This window comes from Peptoniphilus sp. (assembly GCF_050943655.1).
Lineage (GTDB): Bacteria > Bacillota > Clostridia > Tissierellales > Peptoniphilaceae > Peptoniphilus_A.
Window position 1 is genome coordinate 1 of sequence record NZ_JBMNPQ010000039.1, and the last position, 14,040, is coordinate 14,040.

Sequence of the window (14,040 nt, forward strand, 5' to 3'; positions counted from 1 at the left end):
TTAAGAGTGGCATCATTTGATGAAAGATTAGAATTATTAGAAAATCTAAAATCTATTATTACAACAGCAAGAGAGTTATCAGTGGGCGATGAATTGACAATATTACTTAAAGATGGAAGCATAGAGTCTACTGTTAAAAATATAAGAATGAGAAGTGATTAAATGGAAAAAAATTATGAAGATTCGGTTAAAGAATTGGAACAAATAATTAGAGAATTGGACTCAAAAGATTTAACTCTAGAAGAGTCTATAAATAAATATGAAAGAGGAATTGAGCTCTATAAATATTGTTCCAATGTTTTAAAAGAGTATGAAGGCAGAGTAAAAAATATTATTGATGAAAATTCTGATATATTAAAGGAAAATGAAAATGATAGATATTAAAGATTTAATAGAAAAATTTAATGAATTTTTAAATTCTGCCTTAGATTATGAAGAAAATAATCAAGAGAAGGTTTTAGAGTCAATGAAGTATTCACTTTTTTCTGGTGGAAAGAGGATAAGACCTCTTCTTTGTTTGTTGACATATTTGGAATTTTGTGATGAACCTAATCTTGATGAGATAATGCCTTTTGCTGCAGCAATTGAGTCAATTCACACTTATTCACTTATACATGACGATCTTCCAGCAATGGATAATGATGACTTCAGACGTGGAAAACCGACTAACCACAGAGTTTTTTCTGAAGGGATTGCAATTTTGGCAGGAGACGGACTTTTAAATATGTCAGTCGAGCTTATTGCAAAACACTTAGACTCACTAGATGATATAAAAGATATTAAAAAGGGCATTAAAGCTATGAAATATTTATTTAATTCTTCAGGAGTTAATGGCATGGTAGGTGGACAATCTATAGATATTGAACTCGGATTAGATGAATACAACGAGGATATCTGCGAAAACATGTATAGACTAAAGACTGGAGCTTTAATTGAGGCATCTATAGTAATCGGCGGTATTATTGCCGGTGTGGATTTTGATGTGATGTCAAAACTTAAAAGTTTTTCTAGTTCAATAGGTCTTGCTTATCAATTTGAAGACGATATATTGGACGAAAATTCAGATCCGGAAGACAATGAAGTGAATATGCTAATGTTTAAGGACAAAGAAACTTTAAAAGAAGATATAAAGAAATTTACTGATGAGGGCTTTAGAGCTATAGACGATCTTGATTTTAATGAGAACATACTAAAAGACTTTGTATATAGTTTGATTAATAGGAGTTATTAATGGCAAAAGTTAGAGCAGATGTTTTACTTGTTGAAAAGGGAATAATTGATTCAAGAGAAAAAGCCAAAAGACTTATTATGGAAGGCAAAGTCTTTGTCGGCACACAGAGAGTAGATAAGCCTGGTGAACAGCTTAAAGATGATGTTACTTTTAATGTAAAGGGGCTTGAGGATACATTTGTGTCTCGTGGAGGACATAAGCTAGAGAAGATGATTAAAAAACACTCTATCTGTCTTGATGGAAAGTATTGTGTAGACATTGGTGCATCTACAGGTGGTTTTACAGAATGCATGTTAAAATACGGTGCAAAAAAAGTATATGCAATTGATGTTGGATATAATCAGCTTGATTATAAACTAAGAATAGACGATAGAGTTGTTTCTATGGAAAAAACTAATATCAGATATTTGGATTTTGATTTGATTGAAGAACCTATAGATTTTATTTCTATTGATGTGTCATTTATTTCACTAGAGTTAGTACTTCCTGTTGCATCTAAATTGATGTCAGAAAATTCAAGTATAGTAGCTCTTATAAAACCACAGTTTGAAGCCGGCAAGGACAAGGTTGGCAAGGGTGGCATTGTACGTGATAAGAATGTACATATAGAGGTATTAAAAAAGATTTATGATTTAGTAAAAGAATTAAATTTAAATATTGTTGATATCACGAATTCACCGATTAAGGGAACAAATGGCAATATTGAGTTTTTAATTTACATAAAAAATTATGGTGATGATGAGTTTAACTTTGACCCAAATGAAATAGTAAATTCTGCTTATAAAAACTTAAATAAATAGGTGTATTATGTTACTTGAATTAAATATTGAAAATTTTGCAATAATCGAAAATATGAAGATAAGCTTTGATAGGGGTTTAAATGTTCTTACTGGTGAAACTGGATCTGGTAAGTCAATAATTATTGATTCATTAGGACTTGTTTTAGGAGCAAGAGCAAATAAGGACATCATAAAATATGGTGAGGACTACGCTTATATTGAGGCTATTTTCTCATGTTATAGTGAAGATATTAAAAAGACTTTAAAAGAATATGGATTCGATATTGGCGAATTGATCGTTATATCAAAAAAAATTCAAAAAGATGGTCCAACTATTACTAGGATCAATAATAGAGCTGTAACTTCAGGTTTATTGTCAAAAATTGCAGTAAAATTAATAGACATATTTGCTCAACATGAGACTATTTCACTTATGGACAATAAAAACCAATTAAAGCTAATTGACGATTTTTGCGGAGAAGATCACAAGATATTATTAAAAGAGCTTGAGTCTCTAGTTAATGAAATTAATCGTCTAAAGAAAGAATATGATGAAAAGAATAGTCTTGAGACAAACAAGGAAAGAGAAATTGACCTATTAGAATATCAGATAAACGAAATAGACGAAGCTAGCTTAACTGAATATGATGAAAATGGACTTGCTGAAGATTTTAATAAATATAGCAATATGACAAATTCTATTATGAAACTAACTGAAGCAAAGTCAATTATCGATAGTTCCTATGAAAGTGCAAATATTGAAGATATTTTAGATAAAGTTATTGGTAATGTGTCTGAGGTATCTAAAATCGATAAGGATATAAATTATATTTCAGAAGAGCTTGAAGACATAAGATATAGACTTACTGACATATCTAGAGATTTAGGAAATTATATAGACTCTATGGAAATAGACGAAGAGCAACTAAATTTTTTACAAAATAGAATTGATTTAGTAAATTCAATTAAGGCAAAGTATGGCAAGTCACTTGACGAAATAAATAAATTTTATGATGAAACATACGAAAGACTCGAATTTTTAAAAAATTTTGAAAAAAACTTAGCTAAGCTTCATGAAAATATTATTTCTCTAGAGAAAAAAGCCTATAGCCTATCAGAAAAAATAACAAAAAATCGAAATGAAACTGCAAATTTAGTTCAAGAAAAAATAACGAATGAAATAAAAGAACTTAACATCCCAAATGCTAAGTTTAAAATTAAAATAACAGAAAAAGAACTTTCAAGTGATGGAAAAGATAAAATAGAATTTTTAATTTCACCTAATAAGGGTCAAGACCTTATGCCAATGGCAAAAGTTGCATCAGGTGGTGAGATGAGCAGAATTATGCTTGGATTTAAAAGTATTATTGCACAAAAGGATAATATTCCAACACTGGTTTTTGATGAGATTGACACGGGTATAAGTGGCAAAACAGCACAAATTGTTGGCAGAAAAATAAAAAAATTATCTAAGGGTAGACAAATTATTGTTATTTCTCACCTGCCACAAATAGTTGCGCTGGCTGATACTCATTTTGTCATAAATAAAGATATTGTTAATGAGACTACAATCTCTAAAATTGCCAAATTAAATGATGATGAAAGAGTAGAGGAACTTGCACGTTTAATTGGCGGAGATAATATTACAAGTTACACACTTGCAACTGCAAAAGAAATGATAGGAGATGAAGCAAATGACTGAACGCGAAAGAACCATGAGTTCAAATAAAATTTTCGATGGAAAAATCCTAAAATTAAGGGTCGATACAGTTGAAATGGATGGGCAAAAATATACTAAAAGAGAAATAGTAGAAAGAGGCCCAAGTGTTGCTGTCGTTGCGGTTACAGAAGATGATGAACTTCTTCTAGTTAAACAATTTCGTAAGGCAGTTGATAAAGAATTAATTGAACTTCCTGCGGGAATGATTGATTTTGAGGAAGAACCTGTCAAAGCTGCCATAAGGGAATTAGAGGAAGAGACAGGATATATCGCTAAATCTTGTGACTATATCTTAGAGATGTACTCATCTCCAGGTTTTTGCGATGAGAGAATATATATTTTCTTTGCTGATGGTCTCATGCTTGGAGAACAAAATTTTGATGAGTTTGAAAGTATTGAAGTATTAAAAGTAAAGTTTGAAGAAGCACTTAAGATGATAGAGCTTGGTGAAATCATTGACTCTAAGTCTATTACTGGGATACTTCTTTATAATCAAATGAGGAGAAAAAAATGAAAAAAACTATTAAATATATAAAATCTAAAATAAATGTAGCTCCAGAAATTGGAATTGTACTTGGTTCAGGTCTTGGAAATTTTGCCGATAATATCGAAGATAGAATAGAAATTAGCTACAAAGACATTCCAAATTTTCCAGTTTCAACAGTCAGTGGCCATGATGGCAAGTTAATTTTTGGAAAAATTAATGGAAAAGATATTGTTGCCATGAAGGGCAGAATCCATTTTTATGAAGGATACGACATGAAAGATGTTGTTTTTCCAATAAAAGTTCTCGCTGAGATTGGAATAAAATATCTTATCATAACAAATGCAGCTGGAGGAGTCAATATGGACTTTTCAGCAGGAGATTTAATGTTAATTACAGATCATATAAATATAACCGGAAGAAGTCCACTTATTGGTCCAAATGATGACAGCGAAGGTCCAAGATTTTTGGATATGACTAACTGTTATGATAATGAACTAATTGCTATGGCAGATGATGTTTCAAGTAAAATGGGATTAAAACTTCAAAAGGGAGTTTATATGTACTTTACAGGTCCAAACTATGAGACAGCTGCTGAAATTAGAATGGCAAGAGTTTTGGGAGCAGATGCTGTTGGGATGAGCACAGTGCCAGAAGTAATTGTCGCAAGACATAGAGGAATAAAGGTACTTGGAATTTCCACAATTACAAATATGGGAACTGGAGTACTTGATAAGCCACTTGATCACAGCGAAGTAGTTCAAGTAGGTCAAGAAGTATCTCATAAGTTTTCAAAACTTTTAACTGACATTGTTGGGGTGATGTAGTGAATATTATTGATATCATCGAAAAGAAAAAACATTCCGAAGAGCTTTCAGAGGAAGAGATAAAGTATTTAATTGATAATTATGTAAATGGAAATATCCCTGACTATCAAATGTCAGCTCTTTTGATGGCCATTTACTTCAACAAACTTAATATTGATGAGACTTACTTTTTAACTAAGAGTATGGTTTTGTCTGGCGAGACAATAAAACTTGATAAAGTTAAGGGAATAAAAGTTGACAAGCACTCAACAGGTGGCGTTGGAGATTCAGTAACTCTCGTTCTTGGACCTCTTATGGCATCAGTTGGACTAGTCTTTGCAAAGATGAGTGGCAGGGGACTTGGACATACTGGAGGGACACTCGACAAATTAGAATCAATACCAGGATTCAACATAAGTTTAACTGACGAAGAATTTATAAATAATTTAAATGAGTCACATATTGCTGTCATTGGTCAAACTGCAGACATTGTTCCAGCCGACAAATTATTATATGCACTTCGCGATGCAACTGCTACAGTTGATAATGTAAGTTTGATATCATCTTCAATACTATCTAAGAAGATTGCACTTGCAAATGACGCTTTAGTTCTAGATGTTAAAGTTGGCAAAGGTGCTTTCATGAAAGATGTTGAATCTGCTACAGAACTTTCCAAATTAATGGTAGAGCTGGGCAAGAAATTTAATAGAAAGACAAAAGCTATTATAACTAATATGAACGAACCTCTAGGAAAAGCTATAGGTAATTCACTAGAAGTTATAGAAGCCATAGAAACTTTAAGAGGCGAAGGACCAAAAGCTTTAGAAGAAATTTCTGTTACCATAGGTTCAAAACTAATGCACATGTGTGGCAAGACAGAAGATGAAGAAGAGGCAAAGAATATTCTTCATGAAAATCTAAGAAATGGTAAAGCAATAGAAAAGTTTAAAGAAATGGTGAAACTACAAGGTGGCGACATTTCTTATATAGATAACACTAAAAAATTTGAATTGTCAAAAATAAAATGTGAAATTTATTCAAATGAAAGTGGTTATGTTAAAGAAATAGATGCGCTTGAAATTGGAATTGCTTCACGTGACTTGGGTGCGGGAAGGCTTACTAAGGAGGATAAGTTAGATCTTGGAGCAGGAATTTTATTAAATAAAAAAATTGGTGACTATGTAAATGAAGGAGAACTCCTCGCAACTTTATACACAAATAAAGAAGATGTAGTAAAAGATGTGGCTAAGAGAATTGAGGATGCTTTTTCATTTAGTGATGATAAAGAAAATTATGAGCTTATTTTAAAGGAAATTGATTAATTGATGAGAAATTTAGATATTTATTCTTTAATAATAAATATAATTGCACTAATGGTTGCCATAATTCCACATGAGATAGCTCATGGTTATGCAGCTTATTTGTGTGGCGATACAACTGCAAAAGATGATGGCAGGCTTAGCTTAAATCCGCTAAACCATATTGATCCAATAGGGCTTTTGACGCTAATCATATTTAGATTTGGATGGGCTAAAGCTGTGCCAATAAATCCTTATAGATTTACAAAAAATAGAAAATTGTCTTCTCTATTTGTATCTGTTGCAGGAGTTCTAACAAACTTTATTTTAGGAATAATTTTTGGCATAATACTTGTTTATGTTGAATATAAATCTTTGGCAATTAAACCACTTATTTCTTCAATATTTTGGTATAATATTATGCTTGGAGTATTTAACTTAGTGCCACTTCCACCACTAGATGGTTCAAAAGTTCTTGCAACATTGTTGCCAGAAAAACTTGAATGGAAATTTTATAAATATGAAAAGTATTTTTATTTTTTACTGATAATTGCTTTATTTAGTGGATTTGTGACTAAAATCATCTCTCCAATAATTTTTAAGATAATGAATTCTATTCTAGTTTTAGGTGTAAAAGTATGGAATACAATATTGTTTTAAAATCTTATGAAGGTCCTATGGATCTTCTTTTAGATTTAATTAAAAAAAATAAAGTTGATATTTATGATATTCCCATATTTAAAATAACTGAGGAATTTTTAAATTATTTAGAAAATGCGAGTAAATTAAACATGGATTTGGCATCTGATTTTACATTAATGGCTTCAACTTTGTTGGAAATAAAATCAAAAATGCTTCTTCCAAAATCTTTAAGTGATGATGAAGAAGATGAGGAAGACCCAAGGGCTGATCTTGTAAAAAATCTTTTGGAATATAAAAAATTTAAAGAAGCTTCTGAAGTATTGAGAAAACAAGGCGAATATGAGTCAAAATCTTTTTCAAAATTAAGAACAGAAATATTTGATGTAGATGAAATAGATTTTTTGAAGGAGACAGATGTCAACAAACTTTCTAAAACTTTGATAAAAATTCTAGAAAACTATAAAGAAGACGAGATAATAGAAATAGACAGAGAAAGTTTTAAAATTGAAGATGCCTCAAGAATCATTAAGACAAAAATTTTAAATGAAAAAAAGTTTTTCTTTACAGAACTTCTTAAAGGTGTAGAATATAAGACTGATGTAATTACTTATTTTTTAGGAATGTTAGAACTAATCAAACTCGAATTTATTGAAGCAAAACAAAAATATAATTACGGCGACATATTAATTGAAATGAGAGCAAATTATGGATAAAAATCGTATTAAGTCAATAATTGAATCTATTCTATTTATTTGGGGCGAACCCATTAGTCTTGAAGATTTAGCTAAAACTCTGGAGCTTAAACCATATTATTTAAAGTCTATTCTTTATGAAATGATAGAGATGTATAAAGATGAAACATCAGGCCTTAGGCTAACAGTTATTAACGACAAGTATCAATTAAGCACAAAACCCGAAAACTATGATTATATAAAAAAAATAACTAAAGAGAAAAATGAAAAGAATTTGTCAAAACCTGCTTTAGAAACTCTTTCTATTATCGCGTATAAACAGCCTGTAACAAAGGTCGAGATAGAAGAGCTTAGAGGAGTTAATTGCGACAGCACGATTAAGGGACTGCTTGATTTTGATTTAATAAAAGTAAGTGGAAAATTAGATAGAATTGGACATCCTAAATTATATAGTACGACGGACAAATTTCTAAATAAATTTGGGATAAAGAGTTTAGATGAACTTCCAAATCTTGATGAAATTAAAGATGCTCAGGAGGAAAACTGATGAGATTGCAAAAATTCATGGCTCATGCTGGAGCTGCTTCTAGAAGAAAATCTGAAGAACTTATTTTATCTGGAAGGGTTAAAGTAAATGATAAAGTTGTAAAAGAACTTGGAACAAAAATAGATCCTAAAGTAGACAGGGTATATCTCGATGGAAAAAGATTAAAATTAGAAGATGAGCTTGTATATATAATGCTTAATAAACCAATGGGCGTTGTCACAACTGCAAGCGACGAAAAGGGAAGAAAAACTGTAGTTGACATGGTTCCCGACGATTATAGAGTTTATCCTGTGGGAAGACTTGATATAGACACTACAGGTTTGGTACTACTTACAAATGATGGAAAACTTGCAAATATTTTGATGCATCCTCGTCATGAAATTAAAAAAACTTATATTGCTACCGTTGAAGGAACACCATCTTCAAGCGCTTTAGAAAAGCTTAGAAAAGGACTAAATGCACGTGACCTTGTAACTGCTCCAGCTGATGTTAAGATTTTAAAGAGTTATAAAGAAGACTCAATCATTGAAGTTAAAATTCACGAGGGCCAAAATCATCAGGTAAAGAGGATGTTTGATTATGTTGGCTTTCCTGTAAAAAAATTAAAGAGAATTTCCATGGGAGAAATAGATCTTGGAAATCTTCAGATTGGTCACTATAGATACCTTTCAACTGAAGAGATAAATTATCTAAAGAGAATAAAATGATAGTTAAAGAAAAATATTTTCAAATTGTAGACGAAATACTTTCTCAAGATTTTAATGGAAAGATCGCAATAGATGCAACTGTTGGAAACGGACATGATACATTAAAACTTCTAAATACAGTAGGAGAAGAGGGCTTTGTTTATGGATTTGATATTCAAGAAAAAGCAATTAACAATGCAAAAAATTTAATTGGGGATAAATATAAAAATTATAAACTTTTTTTAAAAAGTCATGATGAGATTGATATTATTGATAATTGTGATTTAGTTATTTATAATCTCGGATATATGCCGGGAAGCTCAAAAGAAATTACTACAATAGCAAGTACTACTGTAAAATCAATGGATAAGGCCACAAAAATTTTAAACAAAGGTGGAATCATGATTGTGGTCTCTTATGTGGGCCATAAAAATTCTTTTGAAGAGAGAAAAGCTGTAGAAGAATTTTTAAAAAGTTTAAATCAAAAGTTTTATAAAGTGGAAAAACGTGAATTTTTAAATCAAATTAATAATCCGCCCATTGTTTATTTGATAGAAAAGAAGGTTTAAGATGAAAATAGCAATAATCGGTGGAGGACCAAGTGGCATGATGTGTGCCATTGCCGCATCAGAAAATCATGAGATAGATTTATATGAACAGAATGAAAAACTAGGTAAAAAACTTTTTATTTCGGGCAAAGGAAGATGCAATCTGACAAATAACACTGATGAAGAAAGTTTTTTAGAAAATGTCGTTATAAATAAAAACTTTTTATATTCTGCTATATACACACTCTCTCCATTAATGACTATAGATATGTTTGAAAATTTTGGACTAAAGACAAAGACTGAGCGAGGCAATAGAGTTTTTCCAATTAGTGATAAGTCTTCAGATGTTATAAAAACTTATGAAAAAATCTTAAGGAAAAATAAAGTAAATGTGCTTTTGAATACGAAAGTTAGCTCTATTGCTAAAGAGAATGATAAATTTATTATTAATGGAAAGACCGCCTACGATAAAGTCGTCATTGCTACAGGTGGTGTTTCTTATCCGCTTACAGGTTCAACGGGTGATGGGTATAAATTTGCCAAAAGTTTTGGACACAATGTAAATAAAACGAAGCCGGCATTAATTGGAATAATTCTAAAAAATGATTTTAACTTGGCAGGTCTAACTTTAAAAAATATTAAAATTAAAGCAAAGGTAAATGGCAAGAAGGAATTTGAAGAATTTGGAGAACTTCTTTTTACTCATAGAGGAATTAGTGGACCGACAGTGTTGTCGCTTAGTAGCAGAATTAATAAATATTCTAGTATCGAGCTTTCTATTGATTTAAAACCAGCTCTTAATTTTGAAAAATTAGATGCTAGGATTTTGCGTGATTTTGATGAGTTCAAAAATAAAAATATAAGTAATGCTTTAGTAAAACTACTTCCAAAAGATTTAATTACTTATGTCTTAGAACAGGCAGAAATTCCGCAAGATAAAAAGATAAATCAGATTACTAAAGAAGAACGAGATAGTCTTATAAAATCTATTAAAAGTTTTAAACTAGATTTTTCTCAATTTGATTTGATTGATAGAGCAATAGTTACAAGTGGTGGAATTGATGTCAAAGAAATAGATCCATCAACATTTGAATCTAAATTAGTTAAAAACTTATACTTTATTGGAGAAGTAATTGATGTTGATGCACTTACTGGTGGATATAATATTCAAATAGCAAATTCAACAGGATATACCTGTGGCATTAATCTTTAACAAGACTCGCTTCTTGTTCTTTATAATCTTTTATAATATAATTATAATAATCACTAGAGATAGTGATTTTTTTATGGAGGTAATTATGAAAATTGCAATAGATGGTCCAGCAGGTTCTGGGAAAAGCACAATAGCTAAAGATATAGCTAAGAGATTAAACATAATATATGTTGATACTGGGGCAATGTATCGAGCGATTACTTTAAAACTATTGGACAAAAAAGAAAATGAGTATGAAGATATATTAAAAGAAACAAAAATCGAGTTTAAGGACGGAAATATTTATTTAGATGATGTTGATGTTTCAAACAAGATTAGGACAAATGAAATTTCTAAAAAAACGTCAGAGCTTTCAAAAAATCCTATGATTAGAAAATATCTTGTCGCTCTTCAACAAGATATGGCTAAGAAAGAATCTGTTGTTATGGAAGGAAGGGACATTGCTTCTGTTGTGATTCCTGATGCTGATTATAAGTTCTTTTTGACAGCGACTCCAGAAGAAAGAGCTAAGAGAAGATTTTTGCAATTAAAAGAAAAAGACAATTCTCTAACATATGAAGAAGTGCTTAAAGATTTAAAAATTCGAGATAAAAATGACACAAGTAGAGAGGTATCGCCTTTAACTAAAGCAGAAGATGCAATAGTAATTGATAGCACCGATTTAGATTACGAGGAAACTATCTCAAAAATTTTGTCTTATATTAAATAGGTGAAATATGTTATACAGATTTTTACAAGTTTTATTTAAAATTGTTTTTAAGATAATTTTTAGAGTAGAAGTTCATAATAAAGAATTAATTCCAGATGAGACTAAAAAGCTTATAATCTGTGGAAATCATACGAGTAACTTGGATCCAATTATTATGTCAGCTTTTTTTGATAGAAAAATTAATTGGATGGGAAAAAAAGAGTTATTTAACAATAAAATACTCGCATACTTTTTAAAAAAGCTTGGAGTTTTCCCTGTAGATAGGCACAAGAATGATTTAAAAGCAGTAAAGACTGCTCTTAATATTTTAAAAAAAGATGAAGTTCTAGGAATTTTTCCTGAAGGGACGCGAGTAAAGGAAAAAAATTACGACAGTATAAAAGCTGGTGTAGCATTAATTGCACAAAGAACTGAGTCAGAGGTACTGCCATTTTATATTGATGGTAATTTTAAAATATTTAGAAAGATTAATATTTATTATAGAGAACCAATTAAAATAAAAAAAGAAATAAAATATTCAAATGAAGAACTAGAAGAAATCTCTCAAGACATAATGAGATTAGTATATGGTGATGAAATTAAATGGAAATTATATTAGCAGATCATTTGGGATTTTGTGGTGGAGTCAAAAGAGCTTATAAGATGGCCTTTGAAAATGCAGATGAAAATACTTATTCCTATGGTGACTTGGTTCACAATGAAGAGGTAATTAAGGAACTAGAAGAAAAAGGCGTAAAAAGAATTGACGATACAAATATAAAAAATTCAAAGGTAATAATAAGAAGCCACGGCGTCCATAAAAAAATCTTAGATGAATTTATAGAAAAAGGCAATGAAGTTATTAATTGTGTGTGTCCAAAAGTAGAAAAAGTCTATAATATAGTGGATAAATTCTACAAAAAAGGTTATAATATAGTAATTGTTGGGAATAAAGACCACCCCGAAGTAATTGGCATTAATTCTTATTGTGATGACACGGCAACAATAATTGAAAGTGAAGATGACTTTTCAGTTCCTGATGGTGATATTGTCGTAGTTAGCCAAACAACTAATAGGGAAGATTTTTTTGAAAATATTGTAAAAAAAATAAAAAGCATTTCAAAAAATGAAGTTTTAGTTTATAATACTATATGTAGTGCGACTTCTCTTAGACAAGAAAGTGTTGAAAAATTGTCAAAAGAGGTTGATGCTGTCATTGTATTGGGTGGAAAGAATAGTTCCAATACAAAGAAGCTTGCACAAGTTGCAAGTAAAAATTCAGAAAATGTATTTTTAATTCAATCAATTAAAGATATTGATATAAATATATTTAAAAAATTTAATAAAATAGGTATTACCGCCGGAGCATCCACACCGGATAAGGTAATCAAGGAGGCTGTTTGTAGTATGGAAAATTTTGACAAAGGTGAGATGATGGAAGCCATTGATAATTCTTTTAAGAGAATTAGAAAGGGCGAAGTAGTAACTGGAGAAGTACTTTACATTACTGATTCAGAAGTTATGGTTAATCTAGGATATAGATCTGACGGCATCATTTCAAAAGACGAGCTTGTTGGAGGACCAGATGTAAATCCACAAGATCTTTATGAACAAGGACAAGAAATTGAAGTTTATGTCCTAAGAATGGATGATGGTGACGGAAATGTTGTACTTTCAACTAAGAGAGTTCAAGACATGAAAGTTTGGGACGAAGTTGAAGAACTTTACAACAATGGAGAAAAGATTGACGTAACTGTTAAAGCAAATGTAAAAGGCGGACTTACTGCTGATTACAAAGGATTAAATACATTTATTCCTGCATCTCATGTTTCAACTAGATTCCAAAAAGATTTAAGCAAATATGTTGGTGAAACATTCACTTGCGAAATCATTGATTTTGATAAAAGAAAGAAAAGAATCGTTCTTTCAAGAAAAAATGTACTTGCTGAAGAACAAGAACAAAAGAGAAAAGAAGTTTATGAAAATATCCACGAAGGAGACATCATTGAAGGTACAGTACAAAGAATTACTAACTTTGGTGCATTCGTAGACGTTGGAGGAGTTGATGGACTAATCCACATTTCTGAACTTTCTTGGAACAGAGTTAAACACCCATCTGATGTAGTATCTCCTGGAGATGTTGTTAAAGTACAAGTTCTTTCTGTTGATGAAGAAAAAAATAGAATCGCTCTTGGATTAAAACAATTATCAGAAAAACCATGGGATGTTTTCACAAACAATGTAAAAGTTGGCGATGTAGTTAAAGGTAAAGTTGTAAACTTACTTGACTTTGGTGCATTCGTAAGACTAGAAGAGGGAGTAGATGGTCTTCTTCACGTTTCTCAAATTTCAAGAGAACATGTAGAAAAACCAGCAGATAAACTTTCAATTGGTGAAGAAGTTACAGTTAAAGTAACTGATATTGATGAAGAAAATCAAAAGATTTCTCTTTCAATGAAAGCACTTATTGAACCAGAACCAAAGAAAGAATCTGCTCCAAAAGAAAGAAAACCAAAGAGAGAAAAGAGAGCTCCAAAGAAAGAAGTTAAAGCTGAAGAACCAAAATCTGATGAATTTAACATGACTATTGGAGAAATGCTAGGACTAAACTTTGCTGATGCTACTTTAGATAAAGATTTAATCTTAGATGAAGAAGATAATTCTAAAGAATCTGAAGAAAACAACGAAGAAAATTCTGAAGAATAA

At 30.7% G+C, this 14,040-nt stretch carries 16 protein-coding genes; all 16 read left to right on the top strand.

Annotated features, from left to right (window positions below):
- Window positions 1-162 precede the first annotated feature (162 nt).
- The 16 genes from xseB (at window position 163) to ACOX6R_RS05015 (ending at window position 14,040) form a co-directional block, all read left to right on the top strand.
- On the top strand, window positions 163-384 hold the full coding sequence (gene xseB, locus ACOX6R_RS04940; protein ID WP_433447867.1) for an exodeoxyribonuclease VII small subunit: 222 nt from the start codon (window positions 163-165) through the stop codon (window positions 382-384).
- Entirely contained in the window at window positions 365-1,231 is an 867-nt protein-coding gene (locus ACOX6R_RS04945; RefSeq protein WP_433447869.1) for a polyprenyl synthetase family protein, read from the top strand. The genes xseB and ACOX6R_RS04945 overlap by 20 nt, the downstream gene beginning before the upstream one ends.
- Complete coding sequence (locus ACOX6R_RS04950) at window positions 1,231-2,031, top strand: TlyA family RNA methyltransferase (protein ID WP_433447871.1); 801 nt, start codon at window positions 1,231-1,233, stop codon at window positions 2,029-2,031. The genes ACOX6R_RS04945 and ACOX6R_RS04950 overlap by 1 nt, the downstream gene beginning before the upstream one ends.
- Before the next feature lie 7 nt (window positions 2,032-2,038).
- Window positions 2,039-3,712, top strand: coding sequence for a DNA repair protein RecN (gene recN, locus ACOX6R_RS04955; protein ID WP_433447873.1), 1,674 nt, complete (start codon window positions 2,039-2,041; stop codon window positions 3,710-3,712).
- Window positions 3,705-4,244 (top strand): NUDIX hydrolase, encoded by a 540-nt coding sequence (locus ACOX6R_RS04960; RefSeq protein ID WP_433447875.1) that lies wholly within the window; start codon window positions 3,705-3,707, stop codon window positions 4,242-4,244. Before recN ends, ACOX6R_RS04960 begins: the two co-directional genes overlap by 8 nt.
- Window positions 4,241-5,041, top strand: a complete 801-nt coding sequence (locus tag ACOX6R_RS04965) for a purine-nucleoside phosphorylase (protein WP_433447877.1) — start codon at window positions 4,241-4,243, stop codon at window positions 5,039-5,041. The genes ACOX6R_RS04960 and ACOX6R_RS04965 overlap by 4 nt, the downstream gene beginning before the upstream one ends.
- Entirely contained in the window at window positions 5,041-6,342 is a 1,302-nt protein-coding gene (locus ACOX6R_RS04970) for a pyrimidine-nucleoside phosphorylase (RefSeq protein WP_433447879.1), read from the top strand. The genes ACOX6R_RS04965 and ACOX6R_RS04970 overlap by 1 nt, the downstream gene beginning before the upstream one ends.
- Before the next feature lie 3 nt (window positions 6,343-6,345).
- Window positions 6,346-6,978 carry a site-2 protease family protein gene (locus ACOX6R_RS04975; RefSeq protein ID WP_433447881.1) on the top strand — a complete coding sequence of 211 codons (633 nt, stop codon included), beginning with the start codon at window positions 6,346-6,348 and terminating at the stop codon, window positions 6,976-6,978.
- Window positions 6,957-7,673 (top strand): segregation and condensation protein A, encoded by a 717-nt coding sequence (locus ACOX6R_RS04980; protein ID WP_433447883.1) that lies wholly within the window; start codon window positions 6,957-6,959, stop codon window positions 7,671-7,673. The genes ACOX6R_RS04975 and ACOX6R_RS04980 overlap by 22 nt, the downstream gene beginning before the upstream one ends.
- Window positions 7,666-8,199, top strand: a complete 534-nt coding sequence (gene scpB, locus ACOX6R_RS04985) for an SMC-Scp complex subunit ScpB (RefSeq protein WP_433447885.1) — start codon at window positions 7,666-7,668, stop codon at window positions 8,197-8,199. The genes ACOX6R_RS04980 and scpB overlap by 8 nt, the downstream gene beginning before the upstream one ends.
- Window positions 8,199-8,906 carry a pseudouridine synthase gene (locus ACOX6R_RS04990; RefSeq protein ID WP_433447887.1) on the top strand — a complete coding sequence of 236 codons (708 nt, stop codon included), beginning with the start codon at window positions 8,199-8,201 and terminating at the stop codon, window positions 8,904-8,906. The genes scpB and ACOX6R_RS04990 overlap by 1 nt, the downstream gene beginning before the upstream one ends.
- On the top strand, window positions 8,903-9,454 hold the full coding sequence (locus ACOX6R_RS04995) for a tRNA (mnm(5)s(2)U34)-methyltransferase (protein WP_433447889.1): 552 nt from the start codon (window positions 8,903-8,905) through the stop codon (window positions 9,452-9,454). The genes ACOX6R_RS04990 and ACOX6R_RS04995 overlap by 4 nt, the downstream gene beginning before the upstream one ends.
- Before the next feature lies 1 nt (window position 9,455).
- Window positions 9,456-10,646, top strand: a complete 1,191-nt coding sequence (locus tag ACOX6R_RS05000; RefSeq protein WP_433447891.1) for an NAD(P)/FAD-dependent oxidoreductase — start codon at window positions 9,456-9,458, stop codon at window positions 10,644-10,646.
- Window positions 10,647-10,731: 85 nt separating this feature from the next.
- Entirely contained in the window at window positions 10,732-11,355 is a 624-nt protein-coding gene (gene cmk / locus ACOX6R_RS05005) for a (d)CMP kinase (RefSeq protein WP_433447893.1), read from the top strand.
- A gap of 7 nt (window positions 11,356-11,362) precedes the next feature.
- Window positions 11,363-11,953 (top strand): lysophospholipid acyltransferase family protein, encoded by a 591-nt coding sequence (locus ACOX6R_RS05010; protein WP_433447895.1) that lies wholly within the window; start codon window positions 11,363-11,365, stop codon window positions 11,951-11,953.
- A complete protein-coding gene (locus ACOX6R_RS05015; protein WP_433447897.1) occupies window positions 11,938-14,040 on the top strand; it encodes a bifunctional 4-hydroxy-3-methylbut-2-enyl diphosphate reductase/30S ribosomal protein S1 in 2,103 nt (700 codons plus the stop codon). Before ACOX6R_RS05010 ends, ACOX6R_RS05015 begins: the two co-directional genes overlap by 16 nt.